General features: G+C 41.1%; 18 protein-coding genes and 3 tRNA genes. 4 read left to right on the forward strand and 17 right to left on the reverse strand.

What is annotated here, in order from left to right; genetic code table 11:
* Positions 1-1057: recombinase zinc beta ribbon domain-containing protein (locus tag Q7S11_03020; protein ID MDO8572716.1), on the forward strand; the 1057-nt coding region annotated here is incomplete at its 5' end.
* Here the strand turns inward: Q7S11_03020 and Q7S11_03025 are convergent.
* Positions 1025-1099, reverse strand: a tRNA-His gene (locus Q7S11_03025). The two genes, Q7S11_03020 and Q7S11_03025, sit on opposite strands and share 33 nt — an antisense overlap.
* 19 nt (positions 1100-1118) lie before the next feature.
* Entirely contained in the window at positions 1119-1670 is a 552-nt protein-coding gene (locus Q7S11_03030; GenBank protein MDO8572717.1) for a cob(I)yrinic acid a,c-diamide adenosyltransferase, read from the reverse strand.
* Positions 1671-1788: 118 nt separating this feature from the next.
* Between Q7S11_03030 and Q7S11_03035 the strand changes: the two genes are divergently transcribed.
* Positions 1789-2601, forward strand: a complete 813-nt coding sequence (locus tag Q7S11_03035; protein ID MDO8572718.1) for a cation transporter — start codon at positions 1789-1791, stop codon at positions 2599-2601.
* 151 nt (positions 2602-2752) lie between these two features.
* Positions 2753-3592, forward strand: a complete 840-nt coding sequence (locus Q7S11_03040) for a DUF4105 domain-containing protein (protein ID MDO8572719.1) — start codon at positions 2753-2755, stop codon at positions 3590-3592.
* A 33-nt stretch (positions 3593-3625) separates the two neighbouring features.
* On the opposite strand, the gene Q7S11_03045 is transcribed toward Q7S11_03040, so the two are convergent.
* The 14 genes from Q7S11_03045 to Q7S11_03110 all read right to left on the reverse strand — a co-directional run bounded on the left by Q7S11_03045 (position 3626) and on the right by Q7S11_03110 (position 17084).
* Positions 3626-4348 carry a hypothetical protein gene (locus Q7S11_03045; protein MDO8572720.1) on the reverse strand — a complete coding sequence of 241 codons (723 nt, stop codon included), beginning with the start codon at positions 4346-4348 and terminating at the stop codon, positions 3626-3628.
* Positions 4349-4433: 85 nt separating this feature from the next.
* Positions 4434-4607 carry a hypothetical protein gene (locus tag Q7S11_03050; protein ID MDO8572721.1) on the reverse strand — a complete coding sequence of 58 codons (174 nt, stop codon included), beginning with the start codon at positions 4605-4607 and terminating at the stop codon, positions 4434-4436.
* A 30-nt stretch (positions 4608-4637) separates the two neighbouring features.
* On the reverse strand, positions 4638-6278 hold the full coding sequence (locus Q7S11_03055; protein MDO8572722.1) for a multicopper oxidase family protein: 1641 nt from the start codon (positions 6276-6278) through the stop codon (positions 4638-4640).
* Between the two features lie 106 nt (positions 6279-6384).
* Complete coding sequence (locus tag Q7S11_03060) at positions 6385-6783, reverse strand: hypothetical protein (protein MDO8572723.1); 399 nt, start codon at positions 6781-6783, stop codon at positions 6385-6387.
* The gene (locus Q7S11_03065) at positions 6770-7462 is read right to left on the reverse strand and encodes a helix-turn-helix domain-containing protein (GenBank protein ID MDO8572724.1); all 693 of its coding nucleotides are present in this window, start codon (positions 7460-7462) and stop codon (positions 6770-6772) included. Before Q7S11_03065 ends, Q7S11_03060 begins: the two co-directional genes overlap by 14 nt.
* Positions 7463-7659: 197 nt before the next feature.
* Positions 7660-9108 carry an ATP-binding protein gene (locus Q7S11_03070; GenBank protein MDO8572725.1) on the reverse strand — a complete coding sequence of 483 codons (1449 nt, stop codon included), beginning with the start codon at positions 9106-9108 and terminating at the stop codon, positions 7660-7662.
* Between the two features lie 90 nt (positions 9109-9198).
* A complete protein-coding gene (locus Q7S11_03075; protein ID MDO8572726.1) occupies positions 9199-11235 on the reverse strand; it encodes an N-6 DNA methylase in 2037 nt (678 codons plus the stop codon).
* A gap of 2 nt (positions 11236-11237) precedes the next feature.
* The gene (locus Q7S11_03080; GenBank protein MDO8572727.1) at positions 11238-13748 is read right to left on the reverse strand and encodes a DEAD/DEAH box helicase family protein; all 2511 of its coding nucleotides are present in this window, start codon (positions 13746-13748) and stop codon (positions 11238-11240) included.
* A gap of 108 nt (positions 13749-13856) precedes the next feature.
* Positions 13857-13940: transfer RNA gene (locus tag Q7S11_03085), tRNA-Leu, on the reverse strand.
* Between the two features lie 108 nt (positions 13941-14048).
* Positions 14049-14525, reverse strand: coding sequence for a 50S ribosomal protein L19 (rplS, locus tag Q7S11_03090; protein MDO8572728.1), 477 nt, complete (start codon positions 14523-14525; stop codon positions 14049-14051).
* 16 nt (positions 14526-14541) lie between these two features.
* Positions 14542-15261 carry an RluA family pseudouridine synthase gene (locus Q7S11_03095; protein ID MDO8572729.1) on the reverse strand — a complete coding sequence of 240 codons (720 nt, stop codon included), beginning with the start codon at positions 15259-15261 and terminating at the stop codon, positions 14542-14544.
* An 83-nt stretch (positions 15262-15344) separates the two neighbouring features.
* On the reverse strand, positions 15345-16052 hold the full coding sequence (uppS, locus tag Q7S11_03100) for a polyprenyl diphosphate synthase (protein ID MDO8572730.1): 708 nt from the start codon (positions 16050-16052) through the stop codon (positions 15345-15347).
* Positions 16053-16100: 48 nt separating this feature from the next.
* Positions 16101-16388 (reverse strand): acylphosphatase, encoded by a 288-nt coding sequence (locus tag Q7S11_03105; GenBank protein ID MDO8572731.1) that lies wholly within the window; start codon positions 16386-16388, stop codon positions 16101-16103.
* Between the two features lie 33 nt (positions 16389-16421).
* The gene (locus Q7S11_03110; GenBank protein MDO8572732.1) at positions 16422-17084 is read right to left on the reverse strand and encodes a hypothetical protein; all 663 of its coding nucleotides are present in this window, start codon (positions 17082-17084) and stop codon (positions 16422-16424) included.
* A 122-nt stretch (positions 17085-17206) separates the two neighbouring features.
* Here Q7S11_03110 and Q7S11_03115 point away from each other — a divergent pair.
* Positions 17207-17282, forward strand: a tRNA-Val gene (locus Q7S11_03115).
* A gap of 232 nt (positions 17283-17514) precedes the next feature.
* Here Q7S11_03115 and Q7S11_03120 read toward each other — a convergent pair.
* Entirely contained in the window at positions 17515-18327 is an 813-nt protein-coding gene (locus Q7S11_03120; protein MDO8572733.1) for a hypothetical protein, read from the reverse strand.
* Positions 18328-18662: the final 335 nt, after the last annotated feature.

Genomic DNA, 18662 nt, shown 5'->3' on the forward strand with positions numbered 1-18662 from the left:
CCGGACACACGCCGACAAACGACTCGCCCACAGCAAGATGATTGAGATATTAAAAAATCCTTTTTACTACGGCGAAATGCGTTGGCGAGGATTAGTTAACATCGGAAAACACAAACCGCTGATAGATAAAGATTTATGGGAACGAGTCCAACTGGTTATGGCCGAACACAATAGATATGCTTGCCGACGGCAAAAATTCAACTTCATTCTGCGAGGCCTGACCTTTTGTGCCAACTGCGGACAAAGATACACCGCCGAACATCACCCTAAGAAAAATAAATCTTATTATCACTGCAACCGGTCCGGCGATCAGATTAAATGCCAAGATAAGTATGTGGAAGTTTGGGATATAGAACAGCAAGTTGCTAACCTGTTCAAATACATAGAATTTACTCCCAATTTTACCGACAGGCTGGTGACCAAGATTGAAAAGATTTACAGCAGTCGCAAAGAAGTGATCAACAAAGATAAGCGAGCTCTGAATACTCAAAAAATGATGTTTGAAAAGAAACGGGATACAGCCGAGGAAAAACTATTTGCCGGACTTATTACCGATGACGACTTCACCAGAATAAAAATAAAAATCAAAGAACAGCTTGAGCTGTTGCAAGACGAACTGTACGTCCAAGATAAAAAACTCAATATGAGAATCGATGAACTGCAAGACATGCTCTTATTCGTCCGCAACGCTTACGAAGCCTATACTAAATCGCCGGATGAAATGAAACGATTGTTCCTCGGCCTTTACTGGGAGAGGTTTGAGGTGGCTGACAAAAAAATCCAAACCGTAATACCGTCACCGATCATCAGAGGTCTGATGCAAGCCGAGGATTTGGTCTTTACCAAGAAATACAAAGAAATTACCGGTCCGAGAATAATAACCGACTTGGCCGTAGAATTTACTCCATTCATAGCTGGCAAATCAAAATCCAAGATTGCCCCTAAAACGCAAAAATCCCGACAAATTGCCGAGATTCCTGCAATGATATCCAATCAACCGAACTCGGTTATATTAGATACCGTTTGGGGTGCTTATCGGGAATCGAACCCGAATTAAAGGCTCCACAAGCCTCTGTGTTAACCGTTACACCATAAGCACCATATTTTATTGTTACCGCCTATTTATATGTCGGCGGTTCCTCTGTTATACCAGATTTGTGGTTAGAAAGTCGAGCCATCGCGTACAAAAGACTTGAGAGGCGATTGAGAAATGATTTGGTGTGCTCTCCCACAGTTACCCTTCCTTCTTCTGAAACACCGACCACTCTCCTCTCCGCGCGACGTGCCAACGTCCGCGCAAAATCAAGTTGGGCCGCCAAGAGGGTTCCGCCCGAAACAAAAAAAGTTTTGATCGGCGGTAATTCTTTTTCAATGGATGCGATGATTTCCTCAACCTCTTTCACTTTTTTCTCTTCAATCGTTTTTGGCGCACCCGCAACTTCCGCCTGCACAATAAAAAGATTTTGCTGAACCCAATCAAGTATCGTTTCATATCCCCTGTCTCCGACCGTCATCTCTTTTGTTTTAACATTCATCTTGCACACCCCGAGAAACGAATTACACTCATCAAGCGTTCCGAGCGCTTCCGCGACCGCAGAACTTTTTGACATACGCTGATTACAGCCAAATGTTCCCGTGTCTCCTTTATCTCCCTTGCGCGTGTAGAGCATGAACACCATTTTAGCATTCAATGGTATAATTGACAAATACTAAAATTTGTGATAGTCTAAAAAAGTAACAGTTCTTTATAACTGAACAGTTGTTTAAATCACATAACGGAGGTGGACCATGTCCGCGTTTTTCCATAGATTAACGCGCGAACATGCACCATCATGTCGCGCGCCAGAAGAAAGTTGCCATTGCACCCCACAAGAGCGCAGTAAACAAGAGGAGCGTCCATATTGGGTAACAAGTTTCTTGGCTATTATTGCAGGAGTTATTGGTGCGGCAGTAGGATACAATTTCAGTATGGCCGCCCTAAGCGATTCCCTTCACGCATTTTCAGATGGATTTGCAGACATGTGGGGAGTACGCGTTGTTCGCAAGATAGGAAAAGATCCTGCTCGAGAGCATGAACTTCGGCGCAAGGGAACTCGTGTTATCGCTTTTATACTTGTTGTTGCCGCACTACTTGTCTTACATGAAGGATGGGATCGATTTAATGGGGATGGTTATACTGTTTCCCCTATTTGGATTCTCCTTGTGGGACTTGCTACTAGTGTGATTGATCTTGTGAGGGTCTGGATTTTGTCTCTCGCACAATCACATAAACCCAATGAGATGCGTGGTGCACTCATTGAGCATGCGGTGATGGACCTACGGCGCAGTGAGTTGCTTGTTGTAATGGGATTTCTCATGTCTGTTGCGCAACTTGTCGTACCAATGGTTGCAGTACTGTTTCTGGTGGAGATTGTGCAAGTGGATGTCTGGCTCCGTGGAATTGATTTACTTATTTCCATGGGACTTACTGTCTATATGTTCAAAATCGCTCACATGTTGTGGTTGGGTAAACATTCCCATGTACATCGTGAAATGCGCTTTGAAAAATGGCTCATTCAAAATATGTTGGGCATCAGGATACATCTTCATCACCATCACTGATTTTGCAACTGCTCCGGGCGGAGTCTCAGGGGGTACTCTTCTCAAAAGAGATTCATAAGAAGAGTATGAAAGTAGAACGGGCACCGATTTTTGGTGCCCGTTTTTTTATTGGATCTAATTGGTTCCCCACGAAATCTGCTATAATTAAAATGTGAAAAAATTATTTAAGTGGCTCCTGTATCTTTTTCTTATTTTTATAGCGAGTGTTGCACTTTCACTGTTTGTTGTACATATCGCCATTACACCATCAAATGATCGGGAATGGGCTATTGATCAGTCGATACTTCCCTATGCTGACATCAGTGATACTTTAATAACAATACATAACGTTCGAAATTTTACCTACACATCTACTCAAGATTATGTTCCGGGATATTACGATAAAACATTTGACTTAAATAAAATTAAAAATGTATATTATGTCGTCGAACCATTTTCTGGAATTCCCGGATCAGCTCATACGTTCTTAAGTTTTGAATTTGAAGACGATCAGTTTGTTGCAATTTCAATAGAAATACGAAAAGAAAAAGGTGAGTCCTTTCACCCCGTCAAAGGACTTTTCAATCAATACGAACTCATGTACGTGATTGCTGATGAGCGTGATGTTATCAAACTGCGCACTAATTATCGAAAAGATTTAGTGTATGTATACCCGGCAAAAACTACAAAGGAAAAAATGCGGAAATTATTCTTGGATATGGTTCTGCGTGCAAATTATCTCAAAGATAATCCGGAATTTTATAACACAGTCACCAATACCTGTACCACGGGCATCGTACGGCACGTAAACACCATTACTCCGAATAGAATTCCCTTTTTAAACTGGCGCATCTTGTTCCCCGAGAGTTCGGATAAACTTGCATACAAACTTGGCCTCATTGATACCGACCTGTCTTTTGAGGAAGCGCGGGGACGATACTTTATCAATGATCGTGCTCAAAAATATGCGGACGATGAGAGTTTTTCAATAAAAATCAGACAGGCTGATTAATCTGTAAGAATAGAAAAGTTTTTCAGCAAACTGTTATTCGCCGCGAAGACAGGTTATCTCGAGATTTATGAGCTTGTCCCTAACCTCTGCATCATAAAGGTCGAGCAAGCCATTATCAAAGTAATATGCCCAAGGCGCTGAAGTTTGCCAGCTAAAATCTAGCACCCAGCTATCTGTGCCGAGTGGGTTAAAGTTGTGATAATTTTCCATAACTTCCACACTACCAGCGCCAAAAAATACAGGCCGTGATGTCAGCATGATATCGTTTGGACTATCACAAAATACCTCGAGATGATGAGGTGTAAAGGGTATATAAATTCCTGTTCCACCACCCCGCTTTATATATACCCGAGATTTATTAACAAGACTTCCCGTACTTGTTCCAGTAGGGCCTTGAATTCCCTGGGGTCCTACTGGTCCCTGCAAACCCTGAGCGCCATCTGCTCCTGGTAAACCGTTAACTCCCGCGGGACCTTGTGGGCCTGTTTGCCCTTGTGCGCCTACTGGACCCGCAACTCCCGGTATGCCTTGTGGCCCTTGTGGTCCTGTAACATTCCAGCTGATTGGCTGGTCGTTATCTTTGCAGTCAGCGCGCTTGAATCCTTCGCCAATCATATACATTGCTCCTTCCTTTTTAACACAGACGGTGATTATTCCACTTGCCGCTTGAGCGAGCGTCCACGAGATAAGAGAAAATGCCGCCACCCCAAGAATGAGAACGGCTGATACATATTTATACTTTAATGTTGTTTGCATATTATTATTTTTGTTAATTCTTTAGCTTTAATGAGTAATAACGCCTCTCACCAAGAGTGCTCGCGTTTCGATAATATGTCAAACGTTACAAAACAGCTATTTTTTGTGCGCAGGAGAGGACTTGGTCGTGTCCACCCCCGTAACCCTTTCCAAAATCGCCTCTTATTAAAGCGACAATCGCCCAGATTACAAGCCCCCAAAAGATGACCATAACTATCCAGCCGAACCCGCCCATAGCTCCAAATCCAAAGTTCATCATAAAATTATTTTGTTATTAATTAATAACAAATTATTCTTCAACGGTAAACGGAAACACCATACCGGCTTCTATGTGTTCAAGGATATGGCAGTGCGCCACCCATACGCCGGGGTTTTCTATATCAACCAAAATATCCACGTATTGCCCTGCGGGCACATTGACGGTATCTTTCCACACAAGGTTGGTTTGCGGTACGCCGTTTTTATTCACTACCAAGAATCGCTGGCCGTGAAAATGTATCGGGTGTTGCATGGGATGTACGGAGGTGCCGTCATTCTCAATGCGAATCTTCACCTTTTCTCCGACCTTAAATTTCCAATCAATATCCATATTGCTCTTGCCAGAACCTTGGTCGATAATTTTCCATGCCACCATGCTTGTGTTAGACATCGCATTCATTCCCGCGTTGTTTGCATCGTCCCATTCAATTCCTGCCTGCGCCGATTGCGCGGCAGGCAGGCCGTCTTCCGTCACGCCACCCATCATTTGGCCTCCACCCATACCAGACGGCATTGAGTGACCACTGTTGCCCCCGCCTGCATTTTGACGGGCAGACATCATCCCCATACCGCCCCCCATCATATCAAGCGCAAGCTTTATGTGCTTGTCGATTTCTTTTGTAAAAAGAGGACGAAAAGGATTGATGGTTTTGATGGTTTCTGTATTATCGTGGAGTGTCTGAAATAAATTTGCGGACGCGGAGGCGATAGGCTCTTTCGAAACGATAATTTTTCCGAGACGCGTGGTCGCATTGGGAGTTTTGTTTTGAATCGCGTATTCGCCCGGCGCGTCAAAACGTGCCTCGACGATGGCGCGTTCAGAAGGGGTGATGAGCACAGAATCTTTCCACTCCTCGCGTTCATATGCGCCATTGTCTCCGCCGACAAGTTTCAGTTTGATGCCTTCAAGAGCGAGATTAAACGGCCGGACACTCGCGCTGTTGGTGAAGTAAAAACGAACCACTTCGCCTTTCTTGACCGAGAGCGCGTAATCGGTTTCTCCGTTTACGAACATAGTATTTCCAAAGCGCCCCATGAGCGCGCGATCCGAACCTTTTTTATAAAAAGGGGCGATTGTGCCATTTTCAATTAAAATATCATCCAGAAAAATAGCAATTTCACGGTCAACGGTATTCCAGTAGGTCGGGCTTTTCGGCGTTACTAAAAAATTTCCATAAAGACCGAGCTCAATGGCGTAGTCATCGCGCATGTGCGGGTGGTACCAATACACGCCAGCGTCGGGAAACGTGAACGTATAGACAAACGACTCGCCCGGGAGAACCGCCTTTTGCGTAACATCGGGCACGCCATCAAAGGCGTTCTTCACGCGAACGCCATGCGGGTGAATAGAATTTCCCAAGTCCGTATCATTTTTAAAATTGACGGTCACGGTGGCTCCCTGAAGAACCTTCAAGCTCGGTCCGGGAATAGAGCCGTTATAAGCGAGCATCCTCACTTCCGTGTTGCCAATTTTTTTCTTAACGAAGCTTGCGGTGAGATTAAACGTATCTCCATCTTTGAGTTCTATTACCTCCGTCTTCCCGGCAAGTGGCAATCCTTTGGTGCTTGTTGAAAACGTTTGTCCCGAGACTGTGTCGTTGTTTGATATAAAAATTCCTCCGACAATTGCCGCCGCCGCGATGATACCGATGAATAGTGATTTATTTTTCATATACCTAATAGTATACCGTAAACACAAGCTCCAGAAAAGCCCTTTCCTAGAGCCTGCTCGCGTATTCATCCCCGCGGCAAGCCGACAGGAAATTCTGCGCTTTTAATTAAAACAAATGCTTATATTCAGGGTAATTATCTTTAACGAGAATTTTCCAGCTTGCAGTTTCGTTGTGACCGCTTAAATCGGTTTTGTGGTACACAAGAAGAACACAAACTTTGTTTATATTCCTATGGATCGCAACAATACACCTATTACCAGAACCGTGACGAGACTCTTGAGTACCGGAAATTTTAAATTCAGTTTTACAAATAACTACATCAGCATTTTTATCAGTAATTTCCTCGGCAATACTTTTCAGGAACAAAATGTCTATTTTCTCAAACTCTTGAATTACGGTGCTCAGAGTAAAATCCCATGCGCCCTTATACTTTTTTACAAAAGTCTTTATGAAATGCCTTTCGGTAAATGGTTCAAAGACAACTTCATACTTAGTAGACTTCATGAGGATCTTCTTGGGTTATGAGCGCATAAGAAATAATTTCCTCGTCATCAGCAATCAAGTATGGTAATTGATTGTGAGTAAAATTCACAATGTCTTGAGTTTTTTTGTCTTTCCACTTTTCCACAATTTTTTTCATCAATGCTTTTTCTTCAGTGGAAATAGTCTGAATCTTCTCATTTTTATTGCTTTCTGATTCACTAATCAGAAAGATATCCTTGTCATCGTCTCTTTTTCTATTGATAACAATCTTTCCACTAACTTCAAGTTCATCAAGAGCGCGGAAAAATGCGTCCGGCACCGGACCATAAGTAAGTTTTCTGTATTGCATTCCGCTCATACTCTCAAGATGGTTATAAAACCATGCAAAATCTGCAAGATAGAGAAGCTTTGCAAGCTTGGTCTTTGGAACTTTCCCATCCTTTGAGAGATTCATCCGCAGATAGGTAAGTATCATATGCTTGTACTTTTCTATATCCTGAATAGACCCAGAAACAAGCTCGCTAATATCAATACCCAAAAGATTTGCGAGTTTTTGAGCCTCATCTAAATCGAGCTTCTGTTTACCCGCCTCAATGGCACTGTAGGTAGGACGGGAAACACCAATTGCTTTCGCAACTTGCTCCTGAGAAAAACCTTTCTTAGTACGAAATTCCTTAATTTTTTGTATATACGTGTTCATACGAACAAGTATATACAAACGATGTAAAAAAGTCAAGCAGGTTTGGTCGAGTATTTGACATGTAGAATCAACGGCAATCTCGACATCAAAATTTGCTTTGCTGTACTACTGGGATGCGCTTGACCCACCATCCCGTTCGCGCGCAATATCCCCGCCGTGGGGAAAAGAGGAAACGGCGGGGATGCTCCCTAGTATCACTAAGCCCAGAATGGGATGTAGGACATATACCTTTTTGATTTGTTGTTTGGATCAGATGGTTTAATCAACCCCGCCTCCATAGCGTCACTAATAATTCCCGAGGCAATAGGATAGTTTTCTTCTTTAATCTGGAATCTTTCGCGTAGAGTTGTGTTATTCATTTTTTCTTTACCTGCCACATATTTCAAACAACAGTGAAGATAACACGCGCGCACTTTATCGTCCTTATTCATTTTTGAGAGAGGCTTATGAGAATACAAAATTGCTGTGAAATGTTTTTCGTTTTTTCTAAAATCTGGCGCAGGTAATTGAAAAAACTCCGACTGGAATACCACCTTATCAATACCGCTCCCTCTTTCTTCACAAATTTTGAATCGGCGCATAATTCCCGCCAGCTTCTCATTTCTAGATTGAGGCGGAGAATCCAAAAGTCGCAGAGTATCAATAAGAGGCTGTCCGGGATTTGTGATCTCTATCCGATCAGAAAAAATCTCAATCATTGGTCCAGTGCCTGTAATATAAAAATCTTGATGAATTAAAGCATTTGCGACCAACTCTCTGATGGCAATTTCTGGATACATTTTTACATCTGCTCGTAAAGCTGTTTTTATGACTTCGTTTGCAGGCAAAAGATTATTTATAAATCCAATCAAAGATTCAAAACCTGATGCATATCCTTTTTTACCGTCTAATTCCTTAATAGTTTTCATTCTATCCTTACCTTCGTAAATAATCACACGCACAGCCTTACGGCTTAAATTCTCAAATTCTTCAATATTTTTCGCCAACAGGATTGCTCCGAGGTTTGTTATATCAAAAAGGTCGCCATTTTTTCTTGCTAATTTATCTGCACATAAAACATCCAGAATTGCTTCATTCCCGCTCGGTAGTGGTCGTTCAATCATGTCAAAATATGAAGTAAAATCAATTTTCTTCAAAACTGCCTCTGCCGACAATCCAGTTTCAGAAATTCCATCTTCAAATCTCAATCCTTGTGATTTCGCAATCAAATTAGCCACCTCAACTCTATCCATTCTCCTTGTTTGTCCAGCCGAGCGAGTGTAAGAGTCATAAACAGAGCCACTTCGCAAATGAATCGGTCTCTCTTGTGCTTCGCCAATTTTTATAAAAAGTAAATTTTTTCCTTGAAACTCTGTGACCGCATGATCTAAAACTATCGGCGGTATCAAATTTTGTCGGGCAATATTCCCTAGAGCCGTAATAATTTTTGTGCATTGATCATTATCTATACCAATTATTTTCCCGGCTTCAACGCCAAACACGAGAAAACCACCACCATCATAGTTTGAAAAGGCAGACAAATGTTGCGCCAAGCGGTCAGTATTTGGCGACAGGTCAAGTTTCCAGTCAATTTCATTGAGTTCTTGAGGAAACGGCTTTATGCTCTTTTCTAGCCAATCAATGGCTTCTTTTTCCCATATTTTCATAATTTATACATGGCCATTACATTAGAATACCCTTTATATTAGCAGAAATATGGCCTTTTTGCTCCATAATTTTATTACCAATTACATGAACTATGTCTCTATTTCCCCGCCAAAAACCTTCTCTAGAAAAACCGGGACAATTGAGTCAATATGCCTTTTATACTTCTCGCTATGTTTAATTAGATTAGTTGAAAGTAAGGACAAGCCATTTATGTTTTCTACTATTTTTTTCTGAACACTTATATCCTTTGGGATTTTTATTACTTGAGCAAGAAATAATTTCTCTTCCAAATACTGACGGTTGGTCGCACCTCTACTAGATTTAATACAGAAATCAAGAAAGCTATTCGTTTGTGTTAAAAAAGCAAAGAAATCAGGATTTAATAATTTTGTGTTTACTTCGTAGTCCCAGAAATTTCCGGTGATAATTGCTTTCTCAAGCTCTTTCGGAATAATACCAAAAGCACCATTCCTTGCATCAATTTTTGACATTAGTAAATGTCCCGGACTCACAGTAAATTGTTTTTTTGTACCAATACTGTTGCCACTCACTTGATCTCTAAGAATAACGCCCTTGCCGTGCATTTTAACTGTTGTTCTTTTATATTGTTGTCCATCTTTTATTTCAATCTTCTCTTTTTTCCGTATCAAAAGCTTACCTAATGGATATTCCTCATATGCACAATCTATATGTCTAGATATGTTCTCTTCAATTTCACTAAACAATCCTTCCATTAATCCAAAACTTTCTCTTATCATCTGGACAATTTCTTTTGAGTTCGGAAGCTTAATTATTGAATTTTGATTCGGATGCCGAAAATCAAGAGAATAATTCTTTTTTATCACATCATCTCTATTTATAATCCACGACCGTTCTGTTAGTTCATTTGTATTCCATAATTCCTTAATTTCGTTGAAATGGTCATTTGTTATCGGTCTTGTCTTAGTAAAATTTTTTCTTCCATCTGTAATTGGTAGGTCATAATAATGAATTTCTTTAGTCGGTCCGGTTTTATCAAAGAAAAGTATATTGGTGTTAATTGGTGTATAAGGAGCAAAGGATCCTTTCGGTAAACGGATTATGTGATGAAGATTAAAACTTTGAAGAAGTTCCTTCTTGGTATTAATATAAGATTGATCTTGATTTTCAAATAAAACACCCTCTGGAAAAACTATTGCGCACTTTCCGCCTTCCTTAAGCGAACGCATACAGTGTTGTAAAAATAAAATTTCTGTCTGTGCAGATGGATATGGAAAATTTGAATCTATACCACGCACTGTGCCGGAAAATGGAGGGTTGGTAAGAATAATGTCATATTTTTCAGTAAGATTGAAAAGATTGATGGAAAGCGTATTCATTTTACGAATGTTTGGCGTAGCAATTCCGTTCAAAATCATATTCATTGTGCCAAGAATAAACGGCAACGATTTTAATTCCTTTCCATAAAAAGTTTCCTTTTGTAATTTTTCGTTATCAGCTACATTTTTTGCTTTCGGTCGCATAAAATGATACGCCTCTGTCAAGAATCCTGACGGCCCATTGCAAGGGTCGTATATCGTTTGGCCAATTTTAGGAGCAACCATTTCCGTCATAAACCGAGCAATGACTCGCGGAGTGTGAAATTCAGCAAGCGGTTTTATTTCTGCCGATTTCATTCGGCTAAATAATCCCTCATAAATACTCGAAACGGCAAAGGAATCTTCGTCAGAGAAAAAATCCACGCCAACCATCACATCTACCACTTCTCGCAAAAGATAGCCGTCCTCCATTCTGTTTTGAGTATTGGTAAAAATTTCAGAGATAATTTCTTTGGTGCGATTACCAGAAAGCGTGCATAAATGCGGGATAAGTTTATTTTGCACAAATTTAAGAAGGTCTGGCCCAGTGAGATAAGTATCTTTCCCAGTCCAAACACTCCAGCGATATTCGCCGTCAATGTTCCTCTGGTATGTTTTCCCCTCAAAAGCAGCCTTTGCTTCATTCTTATTTTCTGTTTCCTCGTATACTTTCAAAAAGAGAAGCCATGAAAATTGCTCCACATACTGCAAAGCTCCGGTCGTACCCGGGTCTTGGCGCATTTTATTGCACGCGCTCCATAATTTATTTGAAATTGAATCGTTTGCCATAATTAATTATTTGCGTAAAGCTTTTCCTGTAATTTATCGACATTTTGTCGCAGTGCGCGCGGAGAACCGAAAGCATTTTGCGAATAGGTAAAGCCGGGCATTGGATATACATCAAATACATCTGCTTTTGTAATTTCTGTAATACCATTTTCCTGATATTTCAAAAGCAAGCCTTTGATAATACGAAGTTGATCGGGAGTGAAAAGTTTTAGAAATTCCTGCTCTTTGTTCACTACTGCATCTGCACGCTCTTGGCGAGAATGAATCTGCTCACCGAAGCCCAGAGATGCAAGCAGATCGTAATCATCAGCTTCATCATTGTTGGTAATTTTAGAAAGCATTTTTATATTGATACCATTCTGCTCAAGTTCGGCAATGAGAGCGTCGCGAGTTTCTTGTTTTATCCATGTTGTTCTAAGATTTTCAACATTTGTAGCAATTTTACCAATTTCTTCTTTAGAATACGCAACATATTCTTTTAGATTAAGTCTTTTACCAAGTATTTCCACCTCAAACATCATCTCATCTTCAATAAACACAGTGAGTCCAGTAACTTTTATCGGAGGAACTGGTTTCTTTTGCAAAGTAAGCTCTATTTGTATTTTTTCTTTGGTTGTCGGTTGAGTTTCAAGTGTTATTTCACGGCGTTTATATCCTGAAGCTGTAACAAATAATTTTATTTTTCCTTCTGGTAAATTAGTTAGAGCAAATAATCCATCTTTGTCTGTTCTTGATTGAATCTGTTCATTTGGAGAAAGTTGTATAGTCAAAAGAGCATTTTCTATCGGCGCAATAACATCAAACGCATCGTGCATTGGTCCCACAACACTGCCATTAAGAAAATTTATTCTCGGAGAATCGGGTTTAATTTCTGGTGTTCCCTCAATCCATTCATCAATAAGACGAGTAGCATTAGTATAGTCAATAACCCGATACCACAATTTTCCTTTTTCTTTGGAAATACGGCTTCCTCGTCCCATAATTTGTTTGAAAACAATCGGTGAGCGGATTGGCTTCATAAAGACAATATTTTGGACAGTTGGCGCATCAAAACCGGTTGAAAGCAAATCAACAGTAGTCGCAATGACAGGAACACTCTGTGCTTGATCTTGAAAAGTTTTTAGTAGGGCTAGTGCGTCTGATTCCTCTGACACAATACGGACGGCATAATTTGGATAACCTAAATAAGCAAAGCTATTTTGCAGATGCTTAGAAACTTCTCCTGCGTGATCCATTGTTACGCAAAATACAATGGTCTTTTGCATTTCGCCGTAAGTCTTTATAAGCCCAGCAAGGTGCTCGCACATTTTCTCTGTTCGGTCGGGTAAAATAATCTGCTTTTCAAATTGCTCCATTTTGTAGAAATCATCCGGTTCTGCATCATCCGGTATTTCAACCTGCGCACCTTCTTTGACGGCATCTTCTATTTTTAACCCATCTTTATCAACATTCAGATTTACTTTATGGAGCAAGAAATTTGCCAAAAAACCATCATCAATTCCTTGTGCCATAGTATATTCATAAGCGGCCTTAAAATTATTTTGAGGATTACCGAAGTATTTGTATGTGTTTATGTTTTCATCCTGCTTTGGCGTTGCAGTCATACCAAGATGAATGGCACTAGAAAAATGTTTTAAAATATCATTCCAATTTCCAAAACCAGAACGATGACATTCATCAATAATTACAAGGTCAAAAAAATCTTTTGGGTATTGCTCAAAAACACGCTTCCCATCTTTTTCTCCGTACATTGATTGATAAATACTAAAATAAATATCTCGCGCCGTTGAAATTTCGCCATTTTCAATATAGCCACGAGCATTACCGAAAGGCTCGAAAGTATTAAATGCCTGATCGCGTAGAACATTTCTATCTGCTAAAAACAAAACCCTTCGGATTTTACCGGCTTGTCTTAATTTCCACGCAATTTGAAACGCAATAGTAGTTTTACCAGTACCCGTAGCAAGATTAAGTAGGATTCTATTTCGTCCCTTACTTAGTTCTTCTATGGCTCGACGAATAGCAACCTGCTGATAATAACGAGGATTCTCATTAAAAGTTTGTTTGTTGTATGCAATAGTAAGAGGAGCGATATCTACTGATTCGAGGTTTCGTGCCTTAATAAATCGTTGATAAAGTTCTTCGCGAGATGGGAAATTGGGAATAGTTTTTTGAGTATTTGTTGAAAAATCGAATTCTTCAATCTCGTGTCCGTTTGTTGCGTAGGCAAACATAATATCGAGGCGTTCGGCGTAGTCTTTTGCCTGTTGCATACCAGTCGTGGCAGATTTTTCTTCTTCTTTTGCTTCAACCACAGCAAGAGGTAGCGCGTCGTTGTATCGGAGTAAATAATCTGCCTTTTTAGGTTCTTTTCTTTTCGCCTCATCTCCGACAAGATAAATTTTTCCTTCGGTAAAATAAAATTCACGCGAAATAAAATCCTCTACCCATCCAGATTGGTAAAGTTTTGGATCAATTATTTTTGCTCTTGTATCTGCTTCGTTGTATGCCATAAATTTATTTCAAAAGTTCACTGCTGGAAATATCCAATGCTCCAGCTATTTTTTCCAACGTCGAAAGAGTAGGATTCATTCGACCATTTTTGCCGATGTTTCTACTTGTGCGCAGGAGAGGACTTGAACCTCCACGCCCGTAAGGGCACATCCACCTCAAGGATGCTTGGCTACCAATTACAACACCTGCGCAAATTTATATCCCTTTCTCACCAACTATACCCAATACCTTGCGGATTTTCAACCCTTTTTCCTTGTCGTGAAAAAAGGCGGGACACCCCGCCTTTTAAAATTTCTTGATTATTCTGATTTTGTTTTCCCGACGCTTTCGGTCGGGACCCCGACCTCTTCGGGCGTCGGGGCTTCACTCTCTTCGGGCTCCATGACTTCAAGCGCTTCTTCGGGAACTCCTTGCGGAAGTGCGCGGGAGTGTTTCATTTTTCTGCGAACTTCGCGGGCAACCTTTTCAGTGATGTAGTAGAGCTTTGATCGGCGCACTTTTGCTCGGCGCAAAACTTCAATTTTATCAATGACTGGGGAATAGAGGGGGTACACTTTCTCAACACCAACTCCGCTTGTGACTTTATAGACAGTAAATGTTCCGCCGGATTGTTTTCCATGCTTAAGGCCGAGAACCATTCCCTCAAAAGCCTGGAGGCGAGTCTTCCCTTTTTCCTGTATCTTCGAGAAGACGCGCACCGTATCGCCCGCACGAATGTCGAGCTTTTTTCGTTCTTCAATATTTACGGGAGAAAATTTAATAGTGATCGGTTGCATATAGGCAGATAATCTATCACGAAAGCCCGAGCTGTGCAAGCGCCCCGGTAAAATCATCAGGTACAGGAGCTTCGATCGTGATATGAGTTTTATTGGGAGTATTGATTGATATAGAATAAGCATGGAGTGCCATCCGCAGAAGTCCCCCTTCGCAAAGCCGTTTCGATGCATAGAGTTTATCGCACAGTACCGGGTGTCCGATTGATTTTAAGTGCACGCGAATCTGGTGCGTCCTTCCCGTTTTTGGATGAAGAGAAAGATAAGAAAAATCTTTTGTGCTTTTTAGAAGTTCATACTCCGTTGTTGCCTCACGCAACACCCCACGCGCTCCTTTTTCCGCAGACCATTGCCTGAAATCATTTCTACTTTTCCCGATGGGTTTATCAATGATCCCCTTTGTTTCTTTTACTCTCCCGTGCACGATCGCTCGGTATGTTTTTTGCACTTCGCGGTCCTGAAATTGATTTTTGAAAAACAAAAAAGCTTCTTGGTTTTTCGCGATAATCATAACGCCAGATGTATCGCGATCAAGGCGGTGCACAATGCCATGTTTGGGAATTTCCTGACCAGATGCAAGCTTGATTCCCTCCCCCACTCCTCGTACTGACGGGTAGTGTTCAACAACCCAATCTGAAAGCGTTTTTTCTTTAGACCTCCCGTCGGTGTGTACTGTGATGCCCGCCGGTTTATTGATCGCAAGAATATCTTCATCTTCGTAAATAACAGAAATGTTCATGATATCTTTTAGCTTCCATAGCTTCGGTGGCTTCGAAAGCTTTTGAAGCTCGTGAAGCTAGAACCTATTGAAGCTCTCTTTGATTATTTCCCATTTCTCCGCTCACGCGAAGAAAATTCATCGATCATGCCATTAAATTCTTTTTCGGTAAAATCTGACCAGAGCGTTTTTGTAAAAAAGAGTTCACTGTATGCGGATTGCCACAGAAGAAAGTTAGAAAGTCGCATTTCTCCCCCAGTTCGCAAAATAATATCAGGGTCTGGAATTCCTTGCGTGGAAATCTTTTCCGAAAAGCTTTTTTCCGTAAGATTTTGCATGTCCTCCAGAGAAAGTTTTTTTATTGCTGATATGATTTCATCTCGCCCGCCATAAGATAACGCCACAACAACTTCAATGTTCACACCACTCGCGGTTTCTTTTTCTGCTTCACGCACTTTGTTTACAACGTCAGGAGGAAACTGCTCGACGTTGCCGATAAATTTCAGCTTAATGCCCTCTTTTTTCAATGATTCAACTTCAGTATCGAGCACCATGCGAAGCAGTTCGGTGATTTGACCCACTTCTGCCTCAGATCGTTTCCAGTTTTCTGTTGAAAATGCATACGCTACAACGTACCGAGCACCCCGCTTCCGTGCCCACCGAATAAACTCTTTGAATTTTTTATACCCCTCGCTATGTCCCATAAACACAGGGAGTCCGCGCGCTTTCGCCCACCGGCGATTCCCGTCCATAATAATCCCGATGCAATGCGGGATTTTACCGTTTTCTGGAGTAGTGATTGTATCCTTCATCTTGTTTACTAATTTTTATGTAGCCCCTCATGTGACTCACCCATAACTCTAATATAAAATCTGAAAATCAGGAAATGTTCCGGTGGATTCGCCCCACTGCTCATCAATATTTTCAACACGTGCAACCATTCGAGAAATAAGCGGTTTCTTCCGAAGTATCGGTATTAATTTTTTAAGTTGCCCTTCTTCCCCTTCCGCGACAACGTAGACCAGGTTATCAGCACGATTTTCTACGGTTCCCACGAGGTCAAGCGAGAGCGCTGTACGCTTCACAAAATCACGAAACATCACTCCCTGCACAAGGCCGGTTATTTTGCATTCGAGACGTTTTTGCATTCGAGACATCTTAGTGTAATTTTTAAAATAAAACTAGACAATCAGTTTTTTTATCTTTTCAATCTGAGCAATGATCTGAAGAAATAATTTTGTATTACAGACATAAATATCAAAAGTACCATACGGCAAACTATCTTTTTTATTCTTACTCGCAATACTCGGCTTCGAATACGTTTTGAAAAATTGTGAGCGCGGAATTCCTGAAACATGTGACCAATACCGCTCTGCGCTCTCAATATTGAGATGAGAGTGGATGTGGATATGGCCACGAAATTTTTTCTCCTCAACCTTAAAAATCTCTCGAAAAAACCGCATCATTACCTTAATAACCGCGGGATCGCTATTTGAGATCCTTGCCGATCCTTTGTTTGTCTTTCCTCCTTCTCCCCAATATAAACATAACCCGATAAGATGTAAATCGTGGGTAGAAATATTTTTAATGTCTTTTTGCGCCAAAGTCGCTATGGCGTCCCTCTTTTCTTGTTCATTGAGCAATCGTTTTTGGCGTCTTTTTTCGATTGCTTCGGATGAAAACCCTTTCCGTTTTAAAACACTCATCTGCTTTTTACTCAGCGTAATATTACGCACCCACATACTCACACTCGCCTTTGAAACACTGGCGCTTCGAGCAATCTCTTTGATCGACATTCCTTCCTTACGCAACGCGATGACTTTTTGTTTTTCTAATAATTTCATATATAGTGAACCACTAATACATATACTACATAAGATGTATTCTATCATCTGTATCGACTTTTACAAGTATTGAATTTATTTGAGAAATACAGTATGATGCCTGTGTTCTTTATACCTTTGACGGGCGATTAGCTCAGTTGGTAGAGCAGCGCATTTACACTGCGAAGGTCGGGGGTTCAAGCCCCTCATCGCCCACCATGTGAAAAATGTCCAACTTTTGTTGGGCATTTTTTGCATCATGCAAATGAGAAACGCGTAGCGTTTTGTAGGGACTTGAAAGCCGGAGCGTGGCGGCGCGAGGCGGGGTCGCGGAATTTTTCAACAGAAAAATATCCGTGACCAAGCCCCTCATCGCCCACAAAACATTAAATTCCGAAGCGATAGCTTTGGGTTTTTGATTTTGTGGATAGCAAGTAATCTCATTGTCTTTTTATTTTTCTTCAAAAGTTTTTTTAGGAATCACTTCGCGTATTGAAAAGTGCGCGATATCCAAACTCTTCCACCCATCGACACGAAACGTCGTTTCCCATCCTGCCCAAAGCGCGGCTTTGACATATTGGCCAGTAGAGACCCCCTCTATATCATTCCATTCTGTATAAAGATGAAAATCGTTTCGGGGCGAGCCGTCCTCATTATAAGGATTAGTATCAAGATAGAGAAAGTTTCTTGTTCTTTTTTGTTGTTCTTCTAAAAAAGAAACGACTTTAACTGCGAGCCATTTGTTTTCTTGGATTGCATAATCAAATTTCCGGTTTATTGTGAGAAAGTCATAATCAGGATGATCTAACTCCTTGAATACTTTTGCTTTGAGATTTGCGTACGGGACCTGCATACCTATGCAGCTTGACCGAGGGTCGTGCGAGCCTCCATGAACACCTCCTCGAATGATCCATGAAAAGGAAGTGTGGGTTTTATTGAAATCATGAACCCGGAAATAAATGGTTGCTTCAAAATTCTCATTATCTTTTTCGGTGCCAATGTATCCGTGTTCGCTGGCGCCAGTACGCCATGTGTATTGTTGCGAGCCTGGTGCATGCATGCGCAAGCGGATTGTCAATCCATCTGGCTGGCCGTCAGCGTATGTAACTCTTTCTGCAACAACTTTATAATAAATGATGCCATTCTCCGTTTCTTTACCGACTATGGAACCACCGATTCCAAATCCTTCTTGTACTTGAGGATCTTCATCAAAAGACAATGTGAAGCTATTGCCCTCGGGGTTGTGTTTATAAAGATATATCATTGAACTTATGATTATCTAAAAAATCCTACTTCAAATGAATTAAAATTTGGAAGAAGTTTTTAGGTAGTCCTGATGGGTTAGGTCCTTCGGTCATTAGAACCTCGCCCTGTATTATGTGTTTATTGTACCAAGCTCGAACCTATTTCCAAAATCGCTGATGTCGCACGCGCGAAGCGCGTCCCACCTTCTGGCTTTGAAAAAGCCGTTGAGTTCTGTGTTTATGCAGTATTCTTGAATTAGTCCGAACGCATTTTTCCGGAAAATTCCCCCCGCGAAAATTCGGAAAGGCGGCGGAGCCACACCGCTGATTCAGCAGAATCACCTACTGGGTGACA

This window comes from bacterium, assembly GCA_030648955.1.
GTDB lineage: Bacteria > Patescibacteriota > Minisyncoccia > Phycocordibacterales > JAUSHB01 > JAUSHB01.

What these genes read in the sequence shown, in the direction of transcription:
- Q7S11_03030 (MDO8572717.1), bottom strand. Translation starts at nt 1,670, where the DNA reads ATGCTCTACACGCGCAAGGGAGATAAAGGAGACACGGGAACATTTGGC.
- Q7S11_03035 (MDO8572718.1), top strand. Translation starts at nt 1,789, where the DNA reads ATGTCCGCGTTTTTCCATAGATTAACGCGCGAACATGCACCATCATGT.
- Q7S11_03045 (MDO8572720.1), bottom strand. Translation starts at nt 4,348, where the DNA reads ATGCAAACAACATTAAAGTATAAATATGTATCAGCCGTTCTCATTCTT.
- Q7S11_03050 (MDO8572721.1), bottom strand. Translation starts at nt 4,607, where the DNA reads ATGATGAACTTTGGATTTGGAGCTATGGGCGGGTTCGGCTGGATAGTT.
- Q7S11_03055 (MDO8572722.1), bottom strand. Translation starts at nt 6,278, where the DNA reads ATGAAAAATAAATCACTATTCATCGGTATCATCGCGGCGGCGGCAATT.
- Q7S11_03060 (MDO8572723.1), bottom strand. Translation starts at nt 6,783, where the DNA reads ATGAAGTCTACTAAGTATGAAGTTGTCTTTGAACCATTTACCGAAAGG.
- Q7S11_03065 (MDO8572724.1), bottom strand. Translation starts at nt 7,462, where the DNA reads ATGAACACGTATATACAAAAAATTAAGGAATTTCGTACTAAGAAAGGT.
- Q7S11_03070 (MDO8572725.1), bottom strand. Translation starts at nt 9,108, where the DNA reads ATGAAAATATGGGAAAAAGAAGCCATTGATTGGCTAGAAAAGAGCATA.
- Q7S11_03075 (MDO8572726.1), bottom strand. Translation starts at nt 11,235, where the DNA reads ATGGCAAACGATTCAATTTCAAATAAATTATGGAGCGCGTGCAATAAA.
- Q7S11_03080 (MDO8572727.1), bottom strand. Translation starts at nt 13,748, where the DNA reads ATGGCATACAACGAAGCAGATACAAGAGCAAAAATAATTGATCCAAAA.
- rplS (MDO8572728.1), bottom strand. Translation starts at nt 14,525, where the DNA reads ATGCAACCGATCACTATTAAATTTTCTCCCGTAAATATTGAAGAACGA.
- Q7S11_03095 (MDO8572729.1), bottom strand. Translation starts at nt 15,261, where the DNA reads ATGAACATTTCTGTTATTTACGAAGATGAAGATATTCTTGCGATCAAT.
- uppS (MDO8572730.1), bottom strand. Translation starts at nt 16,052, where the DNA reads ATGAAGGATACAATCACTACTCCAGAAAACGGTAAAATCCCGCATTGC.
- Q7S11_03105 (MDO8572731.1), bottom strand. Translation starts at nt 16,388, where the DNA reads ATGCAAAAACGTCTCGAATGCAAAATAACCGGCCTTGTGCAGGGAGTG.
- Q7S11_03110 (MDO8572732.1), bottom strand. Translation starts at nt 17,084, where the DNA reads ATGAAATTATTAGAAAAACAAAAAGTCATCGCGTTGCGTAAGGAAGGA.
- Q7S11_03120 (MDO8572733.1), bottom strand. Translation starts at nt 18,327, where the DNA reads ATGATATATCTTTATAAACACAACCCCGAGGGCAATAGCTTCACATTG.